The organism is Exiguobacterium sp. s28 (assembly GCF_018618135.1).
Lineage (GTDB): Bacteria > Bacillota > Bacilli > Exiguobacteriales > Exiguobacteriaceae > Exiguobacterium > Exiguobacterium mexicanum_A.
Genome location: NZ_JACSLL010000009.1, coordinates 49,983 through 75,432, shown reverse-complemented (window position 1 = coordinate 75,432; position 25,450 = coordinate 49,983). Strand labels below are relative to the sequence as shown.

Annotated in this window: 27 protein-coding genes; 8 read left to right on the top strand and 19 right to left on the bottom strand. The window is 52.7% G+C overall.

The window, feature by feature from the left end:
* Positions 1-7: 7 nt before the first annotated feature.
* A complete protein-coding gene (gene ahpF, locus KNP78_RS10565) occupies positions 8-1,531 on the top strand; it encodes an alkyl hydroperoxide reductase subunit F (protein WP_214800072.1) in 1,524 nt (507 codons plus the stop codon).
* Between the two features lie 14 nt (positions 1,532-1,545).
* On the opposite strand, the gene KNP78_RS10560 is transcribed toward ahpF, so the two are convergent.
* Entirely contained in the window at positions 1,546-1,959 is a 414-nt protein-coding gene (locus KNP78_RS10560; protein ID WP_131472010.1) for a hypothetical protein, read from the bottom strand.
* A gap of 142 nt (positions 1,960-2,101) precedes the next feature.
* On the opposite strand from KNP78_RS10560, the gene KNP78_RS10555 reads away from it, so the two are divergent.
* Positions 2,102-2,938, top strand: a complete 837-nt coding sequence (locus KNP78_RS10555) for an aldo/keto reductase (protein ID WP_021067915.1) — start codon at positions 2,102-2,104, stop codon at positions 2,936-2,938.
* Between the two features lie 37 nt (positions 2,939-2,975).
* On the opposite strand, the gene KNP78_RS10550 is transcribed toward KNP78_RS10555, so the two are convergent.
* The 4 genes from KNP78_RS10550 to KNP78_RS10535 form a co-directional block, all read right to left on the bottom strand.
* The gene (locus KNP78_RS10550) at positions 2,976-3,794 is read right to left on the bottom strand and encodes a MetQ/NlpA family ABC transporter substrate-binding protein (protein WP_214824157.1); all 819 of its coding nucleotides are present in this window, start codon (positions 3,792-3,794) and stop codon (positions 2,976-2,978) included.
* 25 nt (positions 3,795-3,819) lie between these two features.
* Entirely contained in the window at positions 3,820-4,482 is a 663-nt protein-coding gene (locus tag KNP78_RS10545; RefSeq protein WP_029596402.1) for a methionine ABC transporter permease, read from the bottom strand.
* Positions 4,475-5,221: a methionine ABC transporter ATP-binding protein gene (locus KNP78_RS10540; protein WP_214797354.1), complete on the bottom strand. Its 747-nt coding sequence runs from the start codon at positions 5,219-5,221 to the stop codon at positions 4,475-4,477. Before KNP78_RS10540 ends, KNP78_RS10545 begins: the two co-directional genes overlap by 8 nt.
* Positions 5,222-5,335: 114 nt before the next feature.
* On the bottom strand, positions 5,336-6,082 hold the full coding sequence (locus tag KNP78_RS10535) for a hypothetical protein (RefSeq protein ID WP_214824154.1): 747 nt from the start codon (positions 6,080-6,082) through the stop codon (positions 5,336-5,338).
* A gap of 135 nt (positions 6,083-6,217) precedes the next feature.
* Here KNP78_RS10535 and KNP78_RS10530 point away from each other — a divergent pair, with 135 nt between their 5' ends.
* Together KNP78_RS10530 and KNP78_RS10525 are read left to right on the top strand one after the other, a co-directional pair.
* Positions 6,218-6,646 carry a MarR family winged helix-turn-helix transcriptional regulator gene (locus KNP78_RS10530; protein ID WP_034780390.1) on the top strand — a complete coding sequence of 143 codons (429 nt, stop codon included), beginning with the start codon at positions 6,218-6,220 and terminating at the stop codon, positions 6,644-6,646.
* A gap of 106 nt (positions 6,647-6,752) precedes the next feature.
* On the top strand, positions 6,753-7,277 hold the full coding sequence (locus KNP78_RS10525; RefSeq protein WP_214824151.1) for a CarD family transcriptional regulator: 525 nt from the start codon (positions 6,753-6,755) through the stop codon (positions 7,275-7,277).
* Between the two features lie 30 nt (positions 7,278-7,307).
* Here the strand turns inward: KNP78_RS10525 and KNP78_RS10520 are convergent, their stop codons facing one another.
* From KNP78_RS10520 to mqo, 3 genes are all read right to left on the bottom strand, one after another.
* Complete coding sequence (locus tag KNP78_RS10520; protein WP_034780387.1) at positions 7,308-8,000, bottom strand: hypothetical protein; 693 nt, start codon at positions 7,998-8,000, stop codon at positions 7,308-7,310.
* Positions 8,001-8,015: 15 nt separating this feature from the next.
* A complete protein-coding gene (locus tag KNP78_RS10515) occupies positions 8,016-8,504 on the bottom strand; it encodes a hypothetical protein (RefSeq protein WP_034780385.1) in 489 nt (162 codons plus the stop codon).
* Positions 8,505-8,619: 115 nt separating this feature from the next.
* The gene (gene mqo / locus KNP78_RS10510) at positions 8,620-10,119 is read right to left on the bottom strand and encodes a malate dehydrogenase (quinone) (protein ID WP_214824149.1); all 1,500 of its coding nucleotides are present in this window, start codon (positions 10,117-10,119) and stop codon (positions 8,620-8,622) included.
* A 162-nt stretch (positions 10,120-10,281) separates the two neighbouring features.
* Here mqo and KNP78_RS10505 point away from each other — a divergent pair, with 162 nt between their 5' ends.
* Positions 10,282-10,752, top strand: coding sequence for a DUF2691 family protein (locus tag KNP78_RS10505; RefSeq protein WP_251128527.1), 471 nt, complete (start codon positions 10,282-10,284; stop codon positions 10,750-10,752).
* Between the two features lie 32 nt (positions 10,753-10,784).
* The gene (locus KNP78_RS10500) at positions 10,785-11,336 is read left to right on the top strand and encodes a histidine phosphatase family protein (protein ID WP_214824145.1); all 552 of its coding nucleotides are present in this window, start codon (positions 10,785-10,787) and stop codon (positions 11,334-11,336) included.
* 46 nt (positions 11,337-11,382) lie between these two features.
* Here KNP78_RS10500 and KNP78_RS10495 read toward each other — a convergent pair whose 3' ends face one another.
* The 4 genes from KNP78_RS10495 to KNP78_RS10480 form a co-directional block, all read right to left on the bottom strand.
* Complete coding sequence (locus KNP78_RS10495; RefSeq protein WP_214824142.1) at positions 11,383-12,246, bottom strand: DegV family protein; 864 nt, start codon at positions 12,244-12,246, stop codon at positions 11,383-11,385.
* A 90-nt stretch (positions 12,247-12,336) separates the two neighbouring features.
* Positions 12,337-12,849 carry a methylated-DNA--[protein]-cysteine S-methyltransferase gene (locus KNP78_RS10490; RefSeq protein WP_214824139.1) on the bottom strand — a complete coding sequence of 171 codons (513 nt, stop codon included), beginning with the start codon at positions 12,847-12,849 and terminating at the stop codon, positions 12,337-12,339.
* A complete protein-coding gene (locus tag KNP78_RS10485; protein ID WP_214824136.1) occupies positions 12,836-13,735 on the bottom strand; it encodes a DNA-3-methyladenine glycosylase family protein in 900 nt (299 codons plus the stop codon). Before KNP78_RS10485 ends, KNP78_RS10490 begins: the two co-directional genes overlap by 14 nt.
* Complete coding sequence (locus KNP78_RS10480) at positions 13,692-14,279, bottom strand: bifunctional transcriptional activator/DNA repair enzyme AdaA (protein ID WP_214824133.1); 588 nt, start codon at positions 14,277-14,279, stop codon at positions 13,692-13,694. Before KNP78_RS10480 ends, KNP78_RS10485 begins: the two co-directional genes overlap by 44 nt.
* Positions 14,280-14,474: 195 nt before the next feature.
* Between KNP78_RS10480 and mprF the strand changes: the two genes are divergently transcribed.
* Complete coding sequence (mprF, locus tag KNP78_RS10475) at positions 14,475-16,973, top strand: bifunctional lysylphosphatidylglycerol flippase/synthetase MprF (RefSeq protein WP_214824130.1); 2,499 nt, start codon at positions 14,475-14,477, stop codon at positions 16,971-16,973.
* Between the two features lie 47 nt (positions 16,974-17,020).
* On the opposite strand, the gene KNP78_RS10470 is transcribed toward mprF, so the two are convergent.
* From KNP78_RS10470 to KNP78_RS10450, 5 genes are all read right to left on the bottom strand, one after another.
* Positions 17,021-19,411: a carbohydrate binding domain-containing protein gene (locus KNP78_RS10470; protein ID WP_214824127.1), complete on the bottom strand. Its 2,391-nt coding sequence runs from the start codon at positions 19,409-19,411 to the stop codon at positions 17,021-17,023.
* 243 nt (positions 19,412-19,654) lie between these two features.
* Positions 19,655-20,827 carry an IS200/IS605 family element RNA-guided endonuclease TnpB gene (gene tnpB, locus KNP78_RS10465; RefSeq protein WP_214824123.1) on the bottom strand — a complete coding sequence of 391 codons (1,173 nt, stop codon included), beginning with the start codon at positions 20,825-20,827 and terminating at the stop codon, positions 19,655-19,657.
* A 138-nt stretch (positions 20,828-20,965) separates the two neighbouring features.
* Complete coding sequence (locus tag KNP78_RS10460; protein WP_214824106.1) at positions 20,966-21,538, bottom strand: DUF1349 domain-containing protein; 573 nt, start codon at positions 21,536-21,538, stop codon at positions 20,966-20,968.
* Positions 21,510-22,052: an NUDIX hydrolase gene (locus tag KNP78_RS10455; protein ID WP_034780368.1), complete on the bottom strand. Its 543-nt coding sequence runs from the start codon at positions 22,050-22,052 to the stop codon at positions 21,510-21,512. Before KNP78_RS10455 ends, KNP78_RS10460 begins: the two co-directional genes overlap by 29 nt.
* Before the next feature lie 13 nt (positions 22,053-22,065).
* Positions 22,066-22,560, bottom strand: coding sequence for an LURP-one-related/scramblase family protein (locus KNP78_RS10450; RefSeq protein WP_214797344.1), 495 nt, complete (start codon positions 22,558-22,560; stop codon positions 22,066-22,068).
* A gap of 102 nt (positions 22,561-22,662) precedes the next feature.
* On the opposite strand from KNP78_RS10450, the gene KNP78_RS10445 reads away from it, so the two are divergent.
* A complete protein-coding gene (locus KNP78_RS10445; protein WP_029596418.1) occupies positions 22,663-23,106 on the top strand; it encodes a hypothetical protein in 444 nt (147 codons plus the stop codon).
* Between the two features lie 56 nt (positions 23,107-23,162).
* On the opposite strand, the gene KNP78_RS10440 is transcribed toward KNP78_RS10445, so the two are convergent.
* Both KNP78_RS10440 and KNP78_RS10435 read right to left on the bottom strand, forming a co-directional pair.
* Entirely contained in the window at positions 23,163-24,530 is a 1,368-nt protein-coding gene (locus KNP78_RS10440; protein WP_214797343.1) for an alkaline phosphatase, read from the bottom strand.
* A gap of 174 nt (positions 24,531-24,704) precedes the next feature.
* Positions 24,705-25,355 (bottom strand): FusB/FusC family EF-G-binding protein, encoded by a 651-nt coding sequence (locus tag KNP78_RS10435; protein ID WP_214797342.1) that lies wholly within the window; start codon positions 25,353-25,355, stop codon positions 24,705-24,707.
* Between the last annotated feature and the right edge of the window lie 95 nt (positions 25,356-25,450).

Here is a 25,450-nt window from a genome sequence, read left to right as displayed (position 1 = left end):
GGATTACATGTTAGAAGCAGATATTAAACAACAGTTGGACCAATATCTCCAGCTCATGGAGGGCGATGTCGTCCTCCGTGTCAGCGCTGGAGACGACGCGGTCTCTAAAGAGATGCTCGACCTCGTGAACGAACTCGCGAGCATGTCGTCACGCATCTCGGTCGAGAACGTCACGCTCGAACGCACACCGAGCTTCAGCGTGAGCCGTCCGTCTGAAGAGACAGGAATCGTCTTCGCAGGAATCCCGCTCGGTCACGAGTTCACGTCACTCGTCCTCGCGTTGCTCCAAGTGAGCGGCCGGGCGCCGAAAGTGGACGCGGATGCGATCAAACAGATTCAAAACATTCAAGGCACGTACCACTTCGAATCGTATATCAGCCTCAGCTGCCATAACTGCCCGGACGTCGTCCAGGCACTCAACGTCATGAGCGTCCTCAACCCGAACATCTCACACACGATGATTGACGGTGGCGCGTTCAAGGCGGAAGTGGAAGCGAAAGAAATCATGGCTGTCCCGACCGTCTTCTTGAACGGTGAGGCGTTCGGCAACGGGCGCATGTCACTTGAAGAGATTTTGGCGAAACTCGGTACTGGCCCAGACGCTTCGGCGTTTGACAACAAAGACCCGTATGACGTCCTCGTCATCGGTGGCGGCCCGGCCGGTGCGAGCGCAGCGGTTTACGCGGCTCGTAAAGGTATCCGGACCGGTATCGTCGCGGAACGCTTCGGCGGTCAAGTGATGGACACGATGGGGATTGAGAACTTCATCGGCACATCTTACACGGAAGGCCCGAAACTCGTCGCGAGCTTGGAAGAGCACGTGAAAGAGTACGGCATCGACGTCATGAACCTCCAGCGCGCGAAGCGCCTCGAGAAGAAAGACCTCGTCGAAGTCGAACTTGAGAACGGCGCCGTCTTGAAGAGTAAGAGTGTCATCCTGTCGACGGGTGCACGCTGGCGCAACGTCAACGTCCCAGGTGAAGCAGAGTTCAAAAACAAAGGTGTCGCCTATTGCCCGCACTGTGATGGCCCTCTCTTCGAAGGCAAGCGCGTCGCGGTCATTGGTGGCGGTAACTCTGGAATTGAAGCAGCCATCGATCTCGCTGGAATCGTCAAACACGTGACGGTGCTCGAGTTCGCTGCCGAACTCAAAGCTGACCAAGTGCTTCAAGACCGTCTCCACAGCCTCCCGAACGTGACCGTCGTCACGAACGCTCAGACGACAGAAATCACGGGTACGGACAAAGTGAACGGCATCTCGTACTTGTCACGTGAGACGAACGAGACGCATCACGTCGAACTCGAAGGCGTCTTCGTCCAAATCGGCCTCGTCCCGAACACGGACTGGCTCGACTCGGTCGAGCGTAACAACTTCGGTGAGATCGTCGTTGATCGTCATGGCGCGACGAACGTTCCAGGTGTGTTCGCAGCAGGTGACTGCACGAACAGCGCCTACAAACAAATCATCATCTCGATGGGATCTGGTGCGACTGCCGCACTCGGTGCTTTCGATTATATGATTCGCAACTAATCAGAAACGCGTCCTCACATTGGAGGACGCGTTTTTATAATGTCTCCTGAATCGGGTAAAAACAAGACTCGGTCCCCTGAATCGATTTCAAATAAATAGACACGGTTTGGTTGAAACGGATTCCAGCCTTCGTTCACCACCCCGACATCATTCACATAGTTCACGTTCTTATGTACTTGTTTCAGGTTATGTTCTGCCTCAGCGACCGAATAATTCGGCAACCCGAAGTAAATTGCTCCAGCAATCAATAATGAAAAGATGACTCCCATTCTTATCCGATATCGGTTTTCTAAACTCTTTAGGCCAATCAACGTCACGATAATCATACTGGTCGCCGTTCCAAACGCCGCCGAGTTTCCATACCAAGCCTCATTTACGACCATCATTCCTCCAATGGCCAATATCCCGAACATCCACCACCACTTCATCCCCATCACCTCTCTTCAATTATCCCAAAAACAGGAAAATAGGCAACTTCATTTTGGTTTACTCCAACCGATTCAAACGTTTGATTCCCCGGGAAAGTGGAATATCGGACAAGAGAACGGATTTTGAATGAGGAGGCATTTTATGAACATCCCAACCATTAAACTACATGATGGCTACGAGATTCCGGCCATCGGGCTCGGCACCGTCTATTTACGAGGTGAACCGGGCGTCGACGCCATCACGAGCGCCATCCGCAACGGCTATCGTCTCATCGACTCGGCGATTCGCTATGACAATGAAGGTGCCGTCGGCGAAGCCGTCCGCCAATCTGGCATCCCGCGCGAGCAGCTGTTTTTGACGTCGAAGCTGCGGGCTCAATATTTTAATTATGATGATGCACTCGAGATGATTCGTGAGTCACTCTATCGGGCGAACCTCGACTATTGGGACTTGTTCCTGTTGCATTGGCCGAACCCGAAACAAGACAAATACGTGGAGGCGTGGCGCGCACTCATCCAAGCGAAAGAGAACGGGTGGATCCGCTCAATCGGCGTCTCGAACTTTATGCCTGAGCACCTCGACCGTTTGATTGAGGAGACGGGTGAGACACCGGTCATCAACCAAATCGAGCTCCACCCATACTTCTCCCAAGTGGAACAGCGTCAAGCTGACAAAGAGCGCGGCATCATCACTGAGGCATGGAGTCCGTTGAGCCGAGCCCGGACCGTCACGCATGACGAGACGATTGCGGAACTAGCAAGACAAAAAGGCAAGACCGTGTCTCAAGTCATTCTGCGTTGGCACGTCCAACTCGGTGTCATCCCGCTCCCCCGTTCGTCGAGCGAGTTGCACCAAAAAGAGAACCTCGACGTCTTCAACTTCGAATTGACCGAGGACGAGATGGAGACGCTCAACGCACTGACGAAGCCGGACGGCCGTATCGATAATCAAGACCCGAGAGAATACGAGGAATACTAAAAAAAAGATTGAGCCGTCTGGGCTCAATCTTTTCTCGTTAAAACGCCGGAATCGCCGTTTCTTCGTAATTCTCTTCCAAGAACGTGCGGACTTCGTCACTTGTGAGTGCTTCGCCGAGTTTCTGGATCGCTTCTTCATCTTTGTTGTCTTCACGAGCAACAAGCGTGATGGCGAAGTCGTTCTCGACACCTTCCGTCAAGAGAGCATCGCTCTTCGGCGTCAAGCCGAGTGGAGCCGCGTAAGCCGGCGTCATGAGGACCGCATCGACGTCATCATACGCACGCGCGAGCATGAGCAAATCGACTTCCTCGAACTTGAGGTTCTTTGAGTTTTCTGTGATATCGGCTTGCGTGTAATACGAACCGTTCTTCTCACCGAGCTCGATCACATCGTGTTGCGCGAGCAGCGAGAGCGAGCGGTCGATATTCGACACGTCGTTCGCGATGGCAATCGTCGCGCCTTCCGGGATATCGTCCATGTTGTCATACTCTTTCGAGTAGACACCGTAGTTGGCGAAGTAAATCGGTTCGATTGGGACGAGGTTGGCATCATTGCTGCGGTTGAACTCTTCCATGTACGGGACGTGTTGGAAGAAGTTCGCGTCGACTTCTTTCGCTGCGAGCGCCGTGTTCGGTTGAACGTTGTCACCGAGGACGACGATTTCGAGCTCGATGTTGTCTTCTGCGAGTTGCTCTTTCGCGATTTCAAGCATATCCGTCATCGGTGGGATGAGCGATGCGACTTTGAGCGTCTGCGGCTCGTTTGACGGGGCTTCCGTCGTGTTCGTTTCTGAATCGTTCCCACACGCCGCGAGGACGAGTGTGAGTGAGGCGAAAAGCGCCATTAATTTTTTCATAAGTTCTCCTTCTTTCTTTAGGTAATTAGCGTTTGTCGATGAGCCGAGCCACCGTCGTACCGGTGAACTGAATCATCTGGACGAAGACGAGCATGATGAGAATCATGTACATCATCAGCTCCGTCTTGAACTGTTGATAGCCATAGCGGATGGCAAAGTCGCCGATGCCACCGCCCCCGACCACCCCCATGATGGTCGAGTACGAGATGAAGCTAATGATTGACGTCGTCAGCCCGAGGACGAGACCGGAACGGGCCTCGACGTACAAGAACTTGAAGATGACGTCTTTGATGGACGCCCCCATCGACACGGCCGCCTCGACGACGCCACGCGGTACGTCAAGGAGTGACTGCTCGACGAGTCGCGAGTAATGGGCGATGGCAATGATGGCGAGTGGCACGGTTGCCGCCGCCGTCCCAATGGCCGTTCCGATGATGAGCCGCGTAAATGGAATCAAAAACACGACGAGTAATAGGAACGGGAACGAGCGGACGATATTGACGATCAAGTTGAGCACGGAGAAGACGGCCCGATTCTCTAACAGCTGTCCTTTTCGTGACAAATAGAGCCACGTCCCGAGCGGCAGACCGAGGAGGACGGCCGCGAGAATCGAGACGCCGACCATGATGAACGTCTCCCCGATCGATTGCCAAATCTCAGTCTGATATTGCAGGAGCACCTCAGGCATGTGGTTCACCTGCCTTCTTCAGTTGATCGACGAACCAGGACGGATTGTCGTCGATGTCTGCGACCCCGCTCGGAATGACGTCAATCGTCTCATACACCGAACCGTCCGTCATGACGGTCACGCGGTCGCACACTTGTTTGATGACGTCCATCTCATGCGTCACGATGACGATGGTGACGCCGAGCCGCTCGTTAATCGACTTCAACACGCCGAGCACTTCGGCCGTCGTGTTCGGGTCGAGCGACGACGTCGGCTCATCACATAACAAGACGTGCGGTTCGTTCGCGAGTGCCCGGGCGATGGCGACGCGTTGCTTTTGACCACCGCTTAGTTGCGCCGGATACTTGTCTTTGAACGACTCGAGCCCGACGAAACGTAAGCACTCGAGCACCCGGGCCTCATGCGTCGAGCGCGGTCGGCCGGCCAGCTTCAGCGAGGCGGCCACGTTGTCATAGACGGTCTTGTTCGCGACGAGATTGAACTGTTGGAAAATCATGCCGATGACATGGCGCTTCTCGCGTAGCTGTCGATTCGACAGGCCCGTCAATTCGTCCCCATCGACCGTGACTTGCCCTGTATCCGGTGTCTCGAGCAGGTTCATCAACCGGAGCAACGTCGACTTACCGGCCCCGCTCGCGCCGATGATGCCATATACCTCACCCCGCTCGATTTGAAGCGAGACGTCACGGACGGCTAAGTCGCGGCCGAACTGTTTGCTGACATTCGTTAACGTGATCATAGACGGTTCCTTTCTCTCATAGGAAAACTGGGTCAACCTCGTACCCCATTTTAGCGAACTAAAGCAAACTTGTCAGGTGAGGTGCTTCACAAAAAAAGAACCGCACGGGCCGGTTCACTTTAACGGGTTCTGTTTGAAATGGTCAGCGATATGGCGCCGCATCGATTCACGATTCTCGGCAAAGATGCGATGCCGATGGCCGTTCCCCCCTGATGGATGGGGAAATCCGCTCACGACGCGTTCTGGCGCGATAATACCCTTGTCGACGAGCGTCTCGACGGCCCGACGGACGTTAATCCCCATCGGCAAGATGAGGGCGTCCTCGAGGACGGCCATCTCGTCGGCGAAGCTACCTTCGACATAAGACCGGAACAAGTCCGTCTTCAACATGTCTGGACTCGACCCGTTGTAGTTCTTCCCTTTATAGAAGACCGGATACGGTAGCACCGCCGTGTTCTGCACGAGATGGTTCGCCTCGCCGAACAAGTCGAGCGTCGTCGGGAGACCGAGGTGACGATGCAACTCCAAGTCGTCGAGCATCGTCACCAAGTTCTTGCGGATTGGTCCCGAGAAACTGCCCCGTTGTTTGACGGCTCGGAGCGCCTCCTCGTCTGGCGCGTCCGCCAAATCGCGGATTGCCTCGAACGATTGCCGCATTTGATACAGTCCTGGTGTAATCCCGGCGATGACGACTTTGGCCTGCGGGTTAACGTATTCGAACGGAGCGTAATAGATTGTAAGTTGTTTGTTCGGGTCCTCCTCGAGTAAGAACGGTTCACTCTTCAGTGTCGCTTCCTCCAGGTCGGGCAGTTCGAGAATATGTTGTTTATAGCGTTGAAACAAGTCAGTACGTGTCGGCATGAAAGTCCCTCCTCTGTTTTTCTGTTCCCTAAATCAGTAAATCTTATCGGAGGATGACGATCTCGTTTGCGCATTGACGCGACACATCGGCTTTTGTATAGTTAGGAACGACAAAAACGAATAGGAGTGACCAATTTGACTCCAACAGAACCGACGACACGACTCCTCGATCTCCTAAGCGAGCGTCACGACCAAATCCGTCGCATCAGCGAGCGGGCTTGGAACGAGCAACACGATATCTACATCTCCAACTCCGAATGGTACGTGCTCGCCCGCATCTATAAGACGAAGCCGACCATTGCCGAAGTGACGCGCAACGTCCACATCTCCCGTCAAGCGATCCATAAGCTCATCAAGAACTTGAAGACGAAAGAACTCGTCACGGTGACCGATCATCCGACGAGCCGAAAAGATAAATGTATCGAGCTGACCGAGCTCGGGGTCCGTTGCTACGAACAGAACGAGGCACTGAAAGCTGAACTCGAACAAAAAATCGCCGAATCACTCGGTGACGACGCGTTCCGACAACTGAAAATGTTGTTGAAAACCGACTGGAACCTTTAATCTCTCCTAACGATTGGGAGGGATTTTTTTGTGTCATATCTCACCTCAAATGTCAACCGAGTTGACATTTCGTGTCATGAACTACTATACTTGATGAAAGGAAGAGGTGATCGATTTGTTCAAAACTGGTGATTTAATCATCTATTCGACCCACGGAGTTTGCCGCATTGACGACATTTCCGACATGACGGTCGCGGGTGAGACGAAGTCGTACTATACGCTCCATCCCATCAACAACGCACAGAAGTTACAAATCAGTATCCCCGTCGATAGTGATAAAGTGATGATGTTGACGCTCCTTGAAGCCAAAGAAGCAAAAGAGATCCTTGAATCGTTCCGCTCGCCGGGTGTCGAATGGAATCCCCATCCGAACAACCGCAATCGTGAATTCTTGAACGTCGTGCACTCGGGTAACCGTCACGAGATCGCTCAAGTCATCAACACGCTTGCTCGCCGCCAAAGCGAAGCTCTCTTGTTGAACAAAAAGTTATATGAACAGGACCGTAAGATTCTAGAGAACGCTAAAACGATCCTCGTGAAAGAACTTTCGCTCGCGCTTGAATTGTCGGAAGAAATTATCGATCAACAAATTGCTGCTTATTTGAGCGAAAAACCTGTCGCCACTACTTGATTGGCCCCTTCCGTGCGAAGAGGTCTTTTTTTATTGTTCAAAGACGGCCAGCACCTGTTCTTTCAGCGGCTGGAAGCTATGTCCGACATGTCCGTGGTACATAAAATGCTTGGAGCAGAAAATCGTCCCAATTGTTCCATCTTCGTACGTAAAAGTAATTGGGCCGGCTGCAATCCAGTCCACTAATCGCACGTTCGAATCGAAGGTTACGGATGGGTTTAGTTTTTCTATTTCCAAAAATGCCAGCAATTCGCCAAGTGCTTGCTTACTGTGGACAATCAACACGCTAGGTTTGTAGTGGAAGAAAACCCTTTTGAAGATTTGTGCACCGTATACTGCCGCTTGTTTGTTTTTTGGTAAAGACAAGCATTTTGCAGATTTTGTAGGCCATGCATTCATGTTCGTTTCAACCACGTTAATCACTCCGCTAGATTTGGCTTCCAAATCTTTCACGAATGCGTTCAAACCGACCCGCGTCTTAGAGAGTCGTGATTTTCCGTCTCGGATTCGAAGCGTCTGCATCCGTTCCATGAATCGACTTCGATTATAGATCAGATCGATATATTCGCTAGTATCTTCGAAGTCTTTCACTTTCATAGGTGTGGCTGGATTGATGCCGACAATAAATACATTCCCTTTTGAATCCGCAGACTCAACAACAAACGGTCTAAAATAGGAGTCTTCCTCTTTTAGCTGAACCAGCTCCTCCATGTTCTTCTGCATCACTAATCCCCCTCCTCATTCCTTCTCAATAATGATGTCTTCCGCAAGCCCTGTGTTATTGATTTTCTTATACTGATCATACACATCCGCCACATCAACAAGTTCTTCGGGATCCACAAGCAATGTCTTCGACCCTTTTTCAATCAAGAGAAGTGGATGGTCTTTGAATTTGATTTGTTCAACCACATCATTCGCATGTGAGATTAGAAGCGTCTCTGTTGTCGGTCTCATGCAACGCACTTCCCAGCGGTCAAGCCATTCTAACACTTGTCTCGTTTCCCATTCGACATCGAACAGGATGGCAACAAGAATATAGTGATCCGCATGCCTCATCAGGACTGCGAAACAATCGCCCAACTGGATACATTCCGTCTGTGCAATCTCCATATGGTCTTCGTAGTTAGGGACCGCACAATACTCGAAACAGTCCGGGTACTCTCGAAGTTTATTGACATAATCACCGTATTTTTTACGCTCCCATTCAGAAAGAATGATTTTATTCATGCAGCACCTCCTATTTTATGTAGACCCCTACTTACTTTTAACCAATATATGGATTAATTGTCTTACAATCAAAAAGAAAAAGCGAGAATATGAACATATCCTCGCCTGTACTCGCTTAATTGTGGACGACGCCTTTTTCTTTCAAGCCGAGCGCCATTGCTGTCGATTCGTGAATCGTCTTGAACAGTTCCGGGTGATCCGAGAGCGATACGCCATAAGACGGCACCATCTCTTTGATTTTCGGTTCCCATTCCGGCATCCGGTTCGGGAAACACTGCTCGAGCACTTTTAACATGACGTGCACGGCCGTCGAGGCTCCCGGTGACGCACCGAGCAGCGCTGCGACCGATCCGTCTTCGGCGCTGACGACTTCCGTTCCGAACTGGAGCGTCCCTTTGCCGTCCGGCGTGTCTTTAATAACTTGAACCCGTTGTCCAGCGACGACGATTTCCCAGTCCTCGTTCTTCGCGGTCGGGATGAATTCGCGGAGCTCGTCCATCCGTTTGTCATGCGACAAGAGCACCTGTTCAATCAAATATTTTGTGAGCGGCATCTCTTTCGCCCCGGCCGCGAGCATCGTCACGACGTTGTACGGTTTGACCGATTGGATGAGGTCGAGGTTTGAGCCTGTCTTCAAGAACTTCGGCGTAAAGCCGGCGAACGGTCCGAACAACAATTCTTTGCGTCCTTCGATGAAGCGCGTATCGAGGTGCGGCACCGACATCGGCGGTGCGCCGACTTTCGCTTTGCCATATACTTTCGCATGGTGCTGTTCGATGACGTCACGGTTCTTACAAACGAGGAACAGACCACTTACCGGGAATCCGCCGATATGCTTCGACTCCGGGATGCCTGTCTTCTGAAGGAGCGGCAGGCTGCCGCCACCGCCGCCGATGAACAGGAATGGCGCCGTGTGCGTCTCGATTGTGTTCGCCTGAATATCCTTTACCTTCACTTCCCACAGCCCGTTCGCCAACCGTTTGACGTCCTCGACGCTATGCTTGTAATTGACCTCGACACCTTGGCCGGTCAAATGATCAAACAGCATCCGTGTGAGCGCACCGAAGTTGACGTCGGTACCTGAATCGATTTTCGTCGCCGCGATCGGCTCATCGACGGAACGTCCTTCCATGACGATCGGCATCCAGTCCCGGAGCTGTTCCGGGTCATCCGATAAAACCATTCCTTCAAACAACGGATTATTTGTTAGCGCTTCCAAACGTTTCTTCAAGAAGTCGACGTCTTTCTCGCCTTGGACCATGCTCATATGTGGAATCGAACGGATGAACGCTTCCGGGTTTTGAATCAAGCCTTTATTGACGAGATGCGCCCAAAACTGACGCGAGATTTGGAACTGCTCGTTCACGTTGATCGCTTTCGAGATGTCGAGCGTGCCATCTGGCTTCTCGGTCGTATAGTTCAACTCACAGAGGGCCGCATGTCCCGTCCCGGCGTTGTTCCATTCGTTCGAACTCTCTTCCCCTGCACTTTCGAGCTTCTCAAACACTTTGACTTCCCACTCTGGTACGAGCTCTTTAAAGAGCGACCCGAGCGTCGCACTCATGATGCCTGCACCAATCAAAATGACGTCTGTTCTCTTTTGAACACTGCTCATGAAAACCCCATCCTTCTCCCCTGGATTTGTGTATGAGACGATTCGGTAAATCCCCATTCGCCGACTCGCCCCGTTTATAATTGTTATATTGATTATAACGCTTTTGTGATGTTTGATAAGGGTTAAGTACGGATTTCATCCATGAAACTTTTGAAGGGGGGAATGCAATCCGTGAAGCGCGGCATCCGTTTTAAAATCCCGAATACATACGGACGCTTTCTGGCCGACATGTTGAGTCCCATCGATCTCACCTCTTACAGCTGGTTCGTCGGTGGTGAGGAATCGTATCGTGTGAAGGACGGCGATCTTGATCACCCGTTGTTTCCTGAAGAGACCGAGATGGACGGCGAAACGTTTTCTCATTTGATTCATCAGGATGAGCACTATCTCATCTTCGTAAATTTAAAGGCCTTTTCAAAAGGACCGGTGAAAGACATTGAGACGTATGAGGCGTTTCGTGATAGCCATTGTGACCTCGCCCTGCTCATCGTCGACTCCACATTCGTCGATATGTACTGCAAAGATCAACAAATGATTGAATCACTCTATACATACGCCCTCTCCTGTTCCTTTGAGGACGTCGCCTATTTGACCGACGCCAACGATGTGAGGACGAGTTTGACCGTCTGGTAAGCACCCAACCCTATAATGAAGGAGGATCTATCATGTCTGCTTTCTATCTCATCCGTCATTGCTCGGCGACTGGCCAAGAGCCGGACGCCCCACTCACTGAAGCCGGCGAACAACAAGCACTCGCCCTCGCTGACTTCTTTCGAGACATTCCCGTCGACCGCATCATCTCGAGCGACTATACGCGAGCCATCGCCTCGATCACACCGCTCGCCACGTCCAAGCAGCTGACCATCGAGACGGAGCCGAAGTTGCGCGAACGCATCCTCTCGCTTGAGCCGCGAGACGATTGGTTCGAACTGCTCCGCCATTCGTTCTCCGACGCCTCGTTCCGTCTGGCCGGCGCCGAGTCAGGGCAAGATGCGACTGACCGGATTCTGAGCGTCATCGACCATCTCGACGACGTAACCGGCGCGACGATTCTCGTGACGCACGGCAATTTGCTCGCGCTGCTACTCCAACATGTGGATAACTGCTTCGACTTCGACACGTGGCGTACACTTAGCAATCCCGACGTCTATCGCCTCGACATTGTGGATAACTCTTGGTCCGTGGAACGCGTCTGGACCGTCCCTGCCTGTGGATAACGTTATCCACAGAAAAAGCCGCCTCTTAATTGAGACGGCTTACGTTTTATTTCTCCACAAAGAACATCGAGATGGCCCCAAGGCCGACGTGCGTCCCGACCGAGACGCCCATCTGCATGAGGTAAATCTCACCTTCGAAGTCGGATTCGGCTTGAATCTTCGCCTTCAAGTTCTCAGCAATCTTTTGATCCGACGTATAGCCGATGATGACAAAGTTGGTGATGTCCTTGTCGCAACGTTTGATGAACTCGTCCGTATAGTGCTTGAGCACCTTACGCGTTCCCCGTTCTTTCGCGACGATGGCCCCTTTGCCGTTCTTCATGCTCATGATCGGCTTGACCATCAACAGCTTGCCGATGATGGCACTCGCGTTCGAGATACGACCGCTCTTAATCAAGTGATCCAAGTCGTCGACCGACAAGAAGTGCTTCACTTTCAGCTTATACTTCTCGTTGAAGTCAACGAGCTCCTCGAACGTCGCCCCGGCTTCACGCATCTGGGCGCTCTTCATCAACAACCAACCGCTCCCGTGGCTCATCGAACGTGAGTCGACGATATGAATCTTCACCGTCGAATCGGGATGCGCCTCTTCGAAATATTCTTTACCGAGCACGGCCGATTGATACGATCCGCTCGTCCCGCTCGACATACAGATGCAAAGAATCTCGTCATGTCCGCTCTCGACGGCCTCTTCCATCAGCTTCATAAATGTCGCTGGGCTCGGCATCCCCGTCGTCGGGAATTCCGGTAGCGCTTCCAACATTCCGTAAAACTCATCAGGCTGGATGTCGACACGGTCCTCATACGATTTATTGTCAATCGTGATGATGAGCGGCGCGACGCCAATCTCATATTTTGCTAAAATCTCATCGGATAAATCACAAGTTGAATCTGCTAGTAATTTTATCATGGTACCCTCCAAATAATCGCCCTTAAATGACGAGAATCGTCCTAGACCACTACGTCGATTCAGACGTCACGATAGGACTTCTCCATTGTATCAGATATGGAGGGGTAGATGTTTTTTTGCCAGGCTCGGATATGCGTTTGTTTGCTCGTGTCGAAGCAGCCATTCCTTTCGCCAGAGGCCGCCCGCATAGCCCGTCAACGTCCCGTTCGATCCGATGACGCGATGGCACGGGATGACGATGCTCAACCGGTTGCGCCCGTTGGCACTGCCGACGGCCCGCACGGCGCGGTCACGGCCGAGTGTCACGGCCAATTCGCGATACGAGGTCGTCTCGGCGTATGGAATCATGACCAGCGCTTGCCACACGTCCTGTTGAAACACCGTCCCCTCGACTTCAAACGGGAACGTGAACGATTGGCGACGTCCGTTGAAATACTCCTCGATTTCTCGGTGGCACGTCTTCAACACGTCCGGCGTCATTTCATCCGCTTCAAAGCGGACATCATCGCGTTCAACGAACAGGATGGAGCGGATGGCCGTCTCTGTCCCGACCATCTCCAGAATTCCAATCGGACTCACATAGTCCAGTCTATACGTCTCCATACAATGACCTCCATAAATAGAATGTGGCGTACGCTTCCCACCCGGCAAAGCGTTCCCCGTACTGCCTCACTTCGTCTGCCGTCAATTTGTCGTTTCGCCCGAGGTGATGCTTCAACGCCTGATGCAGACCAGCGTCCGCAGCCGGGAACGCCGTCGGATCTTGGAAACACTTCATCCGGACATACGCGGCCGTCCACTCCCCGACACCGCGTAAGCTTAACAACCGTCCATGCATCACGTCAGGTGGCTCGCTGCGTAACTGCTGTTTCGACAATCGTCCGTCCGTCATCTCCTGGGCGATGCCGATGATATATTCTGCTTTCCGGGTGCTGAATTGGAGCGGTCTCAGTTCACTCGGATCGAGGAGCGCGATCGTCTCAGGATTGGGGAAAGCCCAGTACGTCACACCGTCCACTTCACGGGATGGTCCATACTGCTCGACGAACCGTCGTTTCAGCGTGTAGGCGAACGAGAGTGTGATCTGTTGACCGATGACGGCCCACGTGAGCGCCTCGAACAAGTCCGGGAAGCCGATCAGACGCAGCCCCTCGTACTCTCGGACGAGCGGACGCAACAGTTCATCCGTCTCGGCCATCCGCACGAACGCCGCGACGTCTTGGTCGAGGTCGAACCAGTCGCGGACGTAGCGCTCCACGTGTTTCTGTTCCGAGCTCGTGATGTCGTCTTCCGAAAATGCGATGACGAGGCCGTGAGCCGTCTCCATGATATCCCCTAGCAACAACCTTCCCTCGACGTCGAACAGCTTCGAGACGGACGTTTCGCGGGCGACATGCATCACTTCATCGTTTGAGCGTCGCAAAAATTGCAGACATTGTTGAAAATCAAACGGAGCGGTGACGTGAATCTCGAACGATGAGCGACTCATCGGCTCCCCCCTTTCGATACATGCTCGGTGAACATCTCTTTAGCCGTCGGAAGACGCGATAAAAGTTGGATGTGGTTTGAAAGCCGACCTCATAACAGATGGCGAGATTGCTCATGTCCATCGTCCGCAAAAGATGGGCCGCCTTGTCGATGCGAACCTTTTCGAGCAGACGGCGCGGCGTCTCGCCCGTCGCTTGGGTGAACGTCCGCTCGACATAGAACGGGCTCAAGTTGACGTGCTCGGCAATCTCCTCAAGCTTGAGCGGTCGTTTGTAATGCGTGAGCACGAACGCCGTCACGTCATGGACGAGCGCGCTCGCCGGACTACGGTCGACCTCGGGCTGACATCGCTTGCACGGCCGAAAGCCGGACGACTCCGCTTCCGCTTTCGTCTCATAAAAATCGACATTCTCCCGCTTCGGCTTCCGCGAGCGGCACGAGGGCCGACAGTAAATCCCGGTCGTCTTGACCGCGGTATAAAACTGTCCGTCATACGCCGCGTCACAGGCGAGCACTTTCTCCCACTTCTCTTCAAACGTCAGCATCTCAGTCCACCCCCTTTGTTCCAATGTATCAGATTGATTTTCGTTCACTCGTCCTGTTTCTTGCCCTTACAGTCTACATTCCCGCGATTCACGAATCTCATTGATTTTGAATCCGTCTCCCCCTTTGACTCGTACTATGATTACGCGACTCGATTGAGTACACTTTAGCTAATCAAGTCAGAAGGAGTACATACGATGCAAAAGCGATTTTCCTGGAAACAACTGAAATGGTTGCTTCCATTCCTATTGATTGGACTGATTCTTTATCAGAGCGGCCAGGAGCTCCAAAACCTGTCGCTCGCCGCGGCGTTTCAAACGTTAGAGGCGTTGACAGGCTTCGAACAAATAGCCTTGATCGGACTCGGCCTCGTCGCCGTCTTGACGATGACCGGATACGACTACTTTTTACTGCGCTCGCTCGACGTCCATATCCCGCTCTCGAAGCTGCTTCGCGCGGCATGGATCACTAACGCGATGAACGGCATGATCGGGTTTGGCGGCGTCATCGGCATCGCGCTCCGGACGTCGCTGTATCGTCCATATACGGACACGTTGCGTTTGCTCCGGGCCATCGGTTGGATGACCCCGACGCTCATCAGCGGCTTGTCGTTGCTTGCCGCAGGCGTGCTGCTCGGGCTCTTCCCGGCTAGCGCGCTCACCGAAACAAAACAGTGGATTTGGCCCGTGCTCCTCGCGACACTCGCCGTCCTACCGCTCTATATCTATGTGACGCGGAAGCGGTCGAACTTGGATTGGCCCACATTGCTCGGCTATATCGCGACGTCGCTCGCCGAATGGGTGACGGCCGGACTCGTCGCCTTGTATGCCCTGCATTTGCTCGGAGGCGAAGCACCGCTCGCGGCCATGATGGGCGTCTTCATCGTCGCGACCATCGTCGGGGTCGTCTCGCTCGTCCCGGGTGGTGTCGGTTCGTTTGATCTATTATACCTCGTCGGGATGACCCAGCTCGGTATCGACCAAGAGATCGTCTTGTCTTCCTTGATTGTCTATCGCTTCGTCTACTTCATCGTCCCGTTCATGATCGGCCTGTTCTTGGCGGCGCTCGTCTTCGGGGACCAGGTCGTCAAACAGATCGAGTATAAGCCGATCATCGGGTCGTCCTATGAAATCGGAACCGTCGTCTGGCGCATCGTGTCGCGCACACTCGCCAAGACCGGACGGCTCGCCGGAAGCCTGATCGCATTGATGACGAGTCTCGTCTTGTGGTTCCAGACGCTGTTACCGAGCGTGTCACCGCTCTATTCGACCGCCCTCTGGTTACAGTGGGTCGGCACGCTCGCGCTGTTCACCGCCGGTCTGTTGACGCTACTGACCACGTTCGGGATGTACATAAGGACGAAACGCGTGCTCTGGCTTGTCGGCGTCGCAGTGTTCATTGCCAGTATCGGTGTCATCGCACGCGGCTTCAATCTGTTTGAAGCGTTCGTCGTCGGTGGGTTCGCCTTGTTCGTCTGGTTGACCCGGACCCAACACAAACGCTATCGCTCCATCGTGACCGTCAGCCGTTTCGTCCGCAACGTCGCCTATGTCGGCCTCTACGTCGGCACGCACGCGTTCCTGCTGCAGTCGTTCAGTCAGACCGACACGATTTTCTTCGACCCGGAAGCTGCCGCCGGGTTGAGCCTCGCCGCCGTCGTCTTGTCCGGACTGCTGTTGATTGGCATCTTCACGCTGTTCAACCGGTTGAAACGTCCAAAGCTCGGCACGTCGTTTGAACCGTCCCGCTTCGCGGCGTTTCAAGCCACGCATGCGACGACGAGCGCGTTCGACTTGGCCTATATGAACGACAAACTCGTCTATTATGGGCCGGACGACGAGGCGTGTCTCTTGTTCACCGTATCTGGCAATCACGCCATCGTCCTCGGGGATGTGCAAGGAGCGCGAGACGCCGCGTCACACCTATTGCTCGCCTTTATCGAAGAGACGGACCGGCTCGGCTATATCCCGCTCTTTTATCAAGTCACCCCGGACTGGATGCCGCGCCTGCACGATGCCGGGTTCACATTCTTCAAGCTCGGTGAAGAGGCGACGGTCGACGTCTCCACGTTCTCGCTCACCGGAAAAAAGCGCGCCAACATGCGCTCGCTCCATAACCAATTCACGAAGCGGGGCTATACGACCGACATCGTCATGAACCCGTCATCCGAGTTGATGGTGTCGCTGCGCGGCATCTCGGACGACTGGCTCGGCAATCGAAGCGAGAAAGGCTTCTCGCTCGGCTTTTTCAATGAGCAGGCCTTGCTTCACTATCCGGTCGCCCTCCTTCGTGACGAGACCGGACAAGTCGTCGCCTTCATCACGTTGCTCCGCGGCAATGATACCGTCTCCATCGATTTGATGCGTTCCCATGGTGAGGCTCCGCCCGGATCGATCGAGGTGCTGATTCTGCACGTGATCGAGTGGGCACGGTCAAATGACTACACCCATGTCGGCCTCGGCATGGCACCGCTCGCCTCGGTCGGTGAGCACACGTTCGCGTACTGGCCGGAGCGAATTGCGGCCGACATCTTCGAGAACATCAGTTACATCTATCCGTTCAGTGGACTCCGTCAGTTCAAACACAAGTTCAAACCGACGTGGGAAGCCAGATATTTGGCCATCCGCAAGCGACGGAAGTTACTCCCGTCCTTGATGCGTACAGCACGGCTGATCAGTCGAAAACGAGAGTCTTAAACGCAAAAAGAGCGTCTCGCATGCATGCGAGGCGCTCTTATTTTCGATTATTTTACGGTCACGCTGACGTTGTCAATCGTCACATCGTGCGCGCCGAGCGGCGAGCCGTCCGTGCGGCCGAGCAAGAATTTCATAGCTGTCATGTCTGTCTGGCCCATGACAAACTCGAACTCATACGTGTTCGTCTCAGGAGTAACTTGGACGATTTCACTCAAGTAACGCGTGTACACCGCGTTCTCGATCGTCACTTCCATGTTGCGGGCTACTGTCGATTTGGCATCAAAGCGTACGACGTACGTTTGACCTGCATGCAACTCGAGGCCGCCTTGCTCCATGAGCACGCTCCATGGCTCTTGTCCTTCTTGCGTGATTGACAACTGAGCCGCCTCGTTCACCGCTTCGACCGCCGCTTGGGCGTCAAAGTGGACGTACGAGCCCCAATGCGTCAACCCTTCTGTGAACGAACCGTTCTTGAGCGGTGAAGGATCGACCTCAATCGGTGTCACATCGAATAATTGCACATCATCGAGTGTGATTGTGCCTTTGGCAGAGCCGAGGACAAATTGGAGTTGGCTCAACAAGTCCGTCTCTTGTCCCATCGTGAATGGAATCTCGATTGCTTTGAACTTACGTGTCAACGACACGTCTTGGAGCGGGAGATACGCGTCTCCGTCCAATCCGTTCAAGCCGACTTGAAGCGATTTGATGCGTTCTGACTTGGCGTTGAAGCGGAGCACGTACTCACGGCCTTCTGTCAATTGAATGCCGTTTTGGACGAGTGTCGCCGGTTGGCCTTTTTTCTTGTTCGTGACGAACTCAAAATGACGGGCTTCCTCGTCAACTGTGCCTGTCCCTTTCGTCGCGCCTGGGTCGAACTGCCAGTACGTCAACCGGTCCATCGCCCCTTGGTCGAACGTGCCGTTATAGACGTGGTTCCCGTCTCCGAGCACCGGTTTCGTCGCATTCGGGTCGAGTGCTTCACGCGGTGTCTGTTCGACACGGACGTTCCCGATTTGAACGCCTGCCGTGCTGAGTCCGACGTTGAACTCGAGGCGTGCCGCGAGATCTGTGTCTTCCGTCATGTCGAACGTCATCGAGTACGTCTGGACGTCGGTCGTCAAATCGAACGAGCCTTCATCCGAATACTTGGCGTAACCGCGGTCTGGTCCGCCGCCGACTTTGACAGCAATCGAACGGGCCGAGTCGGCACTCGCATCGAACGTCACTTTATAGTGACCGCCTTTGCCGAGTGACACGTTTTGAATCAATTGGTGCGAGTAAGGCTGACTGCCGGCTTGCGTGATCGAGATATCCGCGAAGCGTGAACCTGCCTGCTCAATCACGTCGATGGATCCGGCCCCACCAAAATCGGGTAACGCCACATAGTTCCAATTCACAGGGTCGAGCGCCTGCGAACCGTTCGTCACGGTCGTGATTGGCTCAGTGTAATCTTGATCGTAGACGAGATTGCCGTCTTCAGTCGGTTGTTTCGCCCCGTCCGGAAGCACGATCGTTTCATCCGTATACACCGGTTCGACCGCTTCTCGATAGTCGCGGTTTTTCAAATCGAAGACGCGGACATAATCGACTTTCATCTCGGCCGGGAATGGTGTCGTCGCATCGACGTCTCCATCAAACCAGCCGCCGACGGCCAAGTTCATAATCAAATAGAAGTTTTGATCGAACGGTGCCGGATAGCTATATTTTGTCGCTTGGTTCAAGCCTTTCGAGTACCAATCGTTTTGAGTCTGGTACAATTCCCCATCGACGTACCAGCGCAACTCGCCGGGTTCCCACTCGACCGCATATGTATGCCATTTGTCGATGCCGTCGCCTTCTTCAAAGTGATAGTCTTTACCCGTATATTTATTGTTCGGCCAGTTCTCGCCGTAATGGATCGTTCCGGCGACCTTATCCGGCTGACTGCCCCATGATTCCATGATGTCGATTTCACCAGACGCGGCCCAGGCACCGTAGCGGTCCTGTTCTGGCAACATCCAGAACGCCGGCCATAGCCCTTTGCCAGTCGGGAGCTTCGCCCGCATCTCATAGCGGCCATACGTTTGACTGAACTTGCCTTTGGTCGTCAACTTCGCCGACGTGTAATCGTATGACCCGAGTTCGTCTGTCACTTGTTCTTTTTTTGCACGGATGACGAGGTTCCCGTTTTTTACGAAAGCGTTTTCGTTTTTGTCCGTGTAAAATTGCTTCTCATTGTTTCCCCAGCCTGGTGTGACCGGCGTACCGTCTTGGTCCTTCAACCAGTTCCCCGTGTCAAAATTCCACTTCGTTTGGTCAATTTTTGATTGGTTGAACTCATCCGACCAGACGAGCTTCCATTTCGTGTTGTCTTTTTTCTCCGGTTTTTCGGCAGATGCGCCTTGTGCGGCAGATAAGACAAGACCGGTCCCGAGTGCAAGTGCGACCCATTTCTTCATTACATTTCCTCCCTTGGCATGAATGAAGGCAGGGACGACGCGATCGACCTTGCCTTTATTGAGTGACGTACAAATTGAAAACGCTTTCCGAAAGCGCTTTCGTTAACGTAATTATAAATTTTTCCATGCCTCGATTCAACCATTTTCTTAAAGTGAAATGAAAATGACTTGAACTACCCCCACCTACGCTTCGCTTGGAGGTGGAGGATTCCTGAGTGATCCGACCTAACAGTCGAAACCTGATCAGGCTAGCCCCGTCGTCCTGACGGTTGAAGAGGCGAGGATGCGTTCGGCCTCTCGTTTGAGGTTCAGTCCTGCGTTCACATCGCGGTCGTGGTGGGTCCCGCAACCCGGGCATGTCCACTCACGCAAACCGAGATGCTTCACGTCTCTGTGTCGATGGCCGCAACTTGAACAGAGCTGGCTCGAGGCGAAGGTCTTCCCGACCTTCACGACGGTCTTGCCGTACCAGTCCGCTTTGTACTCGAGCATGTGGAAGAACACCGACCAACTGACATCGGAGATGGCTTTGCTGAACTTGCGGTCCTGTTGCATGTCTTTCACCTGCAGGGTCTCGATGCCGATGACGTCGTGGTTTTTGACGATCTCGGTCGACACCTTGTGCAGGAAGTCGGTACGTTTGTTCGCGATCTTCTCATGGATGCGGGCGACCTTGCGTTTTTGTTTCTGGTAGTTCTTCGCCTCGGACAGCTTGATGTTCTTGTTCAGGGCGATGAGCTGACGACGGGAGAGTTTTCGTTGCTCGCGCGCCAGTTTCTTCTCGAGCGTGCGAAAATAGCGGTCGTTTTGGTACACCGTGCCGTCGGACAGGACGGCGAAATGCTTCAGTCCGACGTCGACGCCGACGGTTGAGCCGGTCTTTGGCAGTTCGTCGATCTCCTGCTCGACGCACAGGGAGACGAAGTATTTGCCCGTCGCGTTCCGTCGGATCGTGGCGCTGAGGATTCGGCCCTCGACTTGTTTCGAGTTGGCGAACCGGACCCACTTCAACTTCGGCAGCTTAAGCCGGTTGCCGACGATCGACACCTCAGGAAGTTGAGACTTGCCTTGGATGTTCGTCTTATAGGATTGGACGGGGTTCCGTTTCGATTTGAACCGGGGCCGTTCGTTCTGCTTCTTGAAGAAGCGGTCAAACGCTTCGGCGAGGTGCTTGACGCTGGTTTGGACAGATGTGCTATCGACCTCCCTCAGCCAGTCGAACTCTTGCTTGAGTACAGGGATTTTTTTCGAACAGGAACCGTAGGACAGTCCTTTTCCTGTCGCCTCGTAGGTCTCTTCCCACTTCGTCAAGAAGTGGTTGAAGACGAAGCGTGAACAACCAATCGTCTTGGCAATCAGAATCTCCTGCTCCGTTGTCGGATAGATCCGGAATTTATACGCTTTATGCTTCAACAAGATGTTCACCTCCCTTAGGTATTTATACCCAAAAGAGAGGTTGGCGATTCATAGCCCACTTTCACTAGGGCTTCGCCCGCGACGTTTAGAAGCGGGAGTATTCTCGCCTAATTTTGATAAAAAGCATCGACTGATGACTCAAGTCGATGCTTCCGTGACGGTCCAATCTGAAATCGTGACGTTGAATCCAGGCGCCTCCGGATCCGGACTGCAAGCGTACGGTCCGACGCATAACGTCGACACATCATGGAGATGAGCGATTCGCAACTGCTCACGCGCACCTCCCTCGTATTCGAAGAACACCTCGACATCTCCATCTGTATAGACGAGTTCGAACGTCAACCGTCCGTGAATATCCTTGTTCGGGAAATCACGCGTCGACCAATCCGAATAGCCAAAGGATGTGACGACGGCCCCGAGGTGTGACGGTCCGTCCGGGATATATTCAACGGCCGTCTTGAGCCAATGGTCGTCGTTAACGTACAGCAGGATCCCGGCCTGGTCATATGTATGGCTCGGCCCCATCTCAATCGTCGCCCGGCACGTGAACCGCTCGGCCGAAACGGCCGTCACCAACGCGTGCGCCGTCATCCGGTTGAATCCGTAGTGGGTGTTTCGCCAAAAGTCGGTGTCTGGTGCTGTCTGGAACGTCAGGCTCTCACCTGCGCTCACTTCATTAGGTTCATTGATCCACGTGTACTGCTGCCACATGATTGATTCCTCCCCACTGGCCTCGCATCGCGAACAACAATGGAATCATCGGTTCATGATACGGGATGAATTCACCTGAACGGATCATGTCGAGAATCGTCGCCTCATCCGCCCACTTTACGGCCTGCACTTCTGATTCCTGTAACGTCAACTCGTCGAGGTCGACTTCTGCCTCGACAAGATAGATATCATCGAACCCCTCGTCAAAGTTGACCGTCAAATGAGGCCTTGTGTGGGATAAATCGATTTTCAGCCCGATCTCTTCTTCGAGCTCGCGCATCGCCGCCTGTTGGCTCGTATCACCGACCGTGGCGCTGCCACCGACGGTGATGTCCCACATGTTCGCCCAACCGTCTTTGAACGGTTGGCGCTGCTGAATCAACATCTGTCCGTCCTTGTTGAAAATGCAGACGTGGATGACGAGATGATAATCGCCGTTCTCGAGACGGTTGCCCCGCTGCCACGTCCGCCCGGTCTTCTTGCGGTCCACATCATACACATCCCAAAACTCCATCGTTCCATCCCCTTTATGTCGCCGCGCTAGCACCTGCGGCTTGGTCTGACTTCGCACAATCGATGGCGACGACGATTGAGATGAGCATGTGCTCCATCGTCTCGTCCATCACTTGAATCTCGTAACTGTCACCCCATGACAACCATTTCTTTTGGACGCTGCCGATGACTTGGCCGTTCTGCATCACTTGGAAGTCCATGTCCCACCAGTTGCCTTGCACATCGATTCCGGCCGCATCAATCGTATAACGCGGTTTGAATAACGTAAACTCTTTCGAAATCGTGACCGTCTCTTGGCCTTCGACGTCGACATAGAACTTCGGCAAGAAACTGAACGTCTTTTTCGTGATTGTGGTAATCTCATGGCCGTCTTTGTCCGAGATGGTAAACGACTTCGGAAGCTTCATGAAGCTTCCTTCGACGAAATACAAATCGTTCTCATCCGCATCCTTGATGGTGAAACGTCCGCGCAGGCTGAAAACCTTTTGTTTCATGTAGAGCGTGTTCATCGTCATCCCTCCGATTGTGTGTGGTACCATGTATACGAGTATTTACCCAACTATGGTTCAGTTCATTGTATTTTTCTGTGCTGATCGTTGAGAGGAGTTTTTATGAACAGTCAAGTTTCAATCGAAGTAGATCTCGACTCTTTAATTTATGAGACACATATCATCGGCAATATTGCCTTCGTCATCGATGCTTATGCTTATTTCCCGGGACAAGGATGGTCTGATTTCGTCGCCGTCGTCTTGAACTGGTGGATTGCTAATGCCCGCGCCCTCTTATTCGCCCCATTGCATGAGACATACTCGTTTCAATTCATGGACGGCCCGATCCGGATAGCCACTAAAAAGGTGACCGCCACAGAAGTTGAGCTCACCTTTGTAGAAGATGGTCATGCTAAGACGCCTATGGGGACTGTATCGCTTGAGGAATTGAAAGATGCCCTCATCAAAGCGACACGTCAGTTCATCAATGCCGTGGATCGACTCGGCTGGAGAAACGAGGACGTCGAGACGTTGCGACACGCAATCAAAGTGCTACATACAAGCTAAATCTAAACAAAAAGACGACGCGGCAACTGTCCGCGTCATCTATAAATCCAATTTTATTATTTGATTTTCCCACGATTTTCTAACAGCTCAAAAATGCGAGCGGCTTGATCCGTGTTATCGATCATGCCCGTGAACTGCTCTTTTTGAGGACCGTACGCATAGACCGGTACGTCGTCCCCAGTGTGACCGTCCGTCGTCCAACCCGTTCCTGAGCGGACGTCGAAGATTTTTTCAATCGCATTGTCAATCTTCGTCACGTCTTTCGTTTCGGCAGCTTGCTGGACCGATTTGATTTCAGCATCCGTCAGCTCAAGGTCGATCCATTCGTTCAAGACGGTTTCCACATCTTTTCCTGCTTCAATCTGTTTCGCCATGAAGTCCGGCGTCCGTTTTGCAGCTTGAATCGCAGCCGGGTCCCAGTTATAGTTCCCGTCCGATCCGATCGAGAAGCCTCCGGTCGAATGGTCGGCCGTGACGATGACCAACGTCTCCCCGTTTTCTTTCGCAAAGTCTTCAACGACTGTGAATGCGTTCTCGAAGTCTTTCATTTCACTCATCGCGCCGACGACATCGTTGTCATGACCGGCCCAGTCGATTTGACTGCCTTCGACCATCAAGAAGAATCCATCTTCGTTGTCCTCTAAGCGATCGAGCGCCGACGTCGTCATATCAGCCAGGCTCGGCTGGCTGTCGTCCCGGTCGATCATCTTGTCGAGTCCGACCTCGGCGAACAAGCCGAGCACTTGTTCATTATTGTCCTGCTTCATCTCTTCTGCCGATTTTACATAGCTATATCCATCTTGTTGAAACTGTTTCGCGATATTGCGGTCCGAGCGTTCGAAGAATTCGGTCCCACCGCCTAGCATGACGTCAATTTTATGTTCCCCATTGATTAAATCATCATAATAATCGTTAGCGATGGCGTTCTCACTCTTGCGCTCTTCTTCGTGGGCACCGTACGAGGCCGGTGTCGCATGCGTGATTTCAGACGTGGCGACGATCCCCGTCGACATGCCGTTCTCTTTTGCCTGCTCGAGGACGGTTTTCACATCCGTCTTATCGTTATCGACCGCGATGGCATTGTTATACGTTTTGACACCGGCGCTCATCGCCGTGGCCGCTGCCGCAGAGTCTGTCACGTTCTCTTCTTCATCTTCAGGATACGTCGACTGTAATCCGACCAAGTGAGGGTCGAATGCCGTCTGCGGCATATCTACCCCTTCTGTATCGTTCATATAACGAAGCGCCGTCGTGTACGGCACACCCATCCCGTCCCCAATCATAAAGATGACGTTTTTCGCCTTGCCGTTCTTTCCTTCTTTCGCCTGTACTTCGGCCTCATTTTGTTGCATCCCAATCAGCCCACCAAGTGCAAGTGTCGACACGACCGCCAATGGAATCACTTTTTTCATCGATTTCTTCATTTCCTTAGTCCCTCCCGAATATGTACTGCGTTTCTAGACTTTTGTAGACTAAAGGAAATTTGTTAAGAAGCTTTTTCAACACCGAGTCAATCCTGTATAGGTTTTGTAAAGACAACAAAATGCGCTTGGTTTTAAGCTCCACAAAAAAGAATCGACGCATGGTCGATTCTCCGTTTACTCTTTTAACGCCGTTTCGACGAACGTCATCAAGGCGTCAAGATTCGTCATGTTCTCGTTGCATGAGGCACTGTCTGTACAAATATACGTCCCAATCGCTTTATAATAGTCAGGATTTTTCGCTTGTTTCGCTTTTGTGATGGTGACACAGTACGAGACTTCTGCCAACTGGTTACAGAAGGCGCAAATATTTTTCTTCGCATTCGAGCTTGCCTTAAGCTCGATTCCCATGAGCTGATGGTCCTTCTCGCAAACGATATATTTCCGATTGGAGCGCAGGTCGTTCCAGCTCATATAAGATATCCGATTCACATTGAGATCATCTCGGTCTGGAAGTCTCAGTTTTTTCTGTTTGGGAAACATTTTTTTCACTTGCTGTACCGACACTTGCGGAAACGACCGGACGTGAGGTCTTAACTCATCTATAAACCCATCATAGGCTTCGTCAGTTTGTAACTTTGATACGTCCAACATGGCAAGCCGAGCTGGTGTCGCTTCAGGAAACAGAAAAGCAATTTTGGCATTTGCCAAATCGATGACGGCTTGTAACACGGAAGACGGTAAACTTTTCTTTCGACTATCTCGAATCGTCTCGACTTGCTCTCGAATGAAATTAAATTGGTGGTTCTCAATAAAACGCTCTTGCATATTCAGTCATCCTTTCTCAATCCTGACTCCTTTCAGTGTAAAGGATTTTGGACGACCCGATTGTACCGACTTTGAATTAGAACTGTTCTATACAA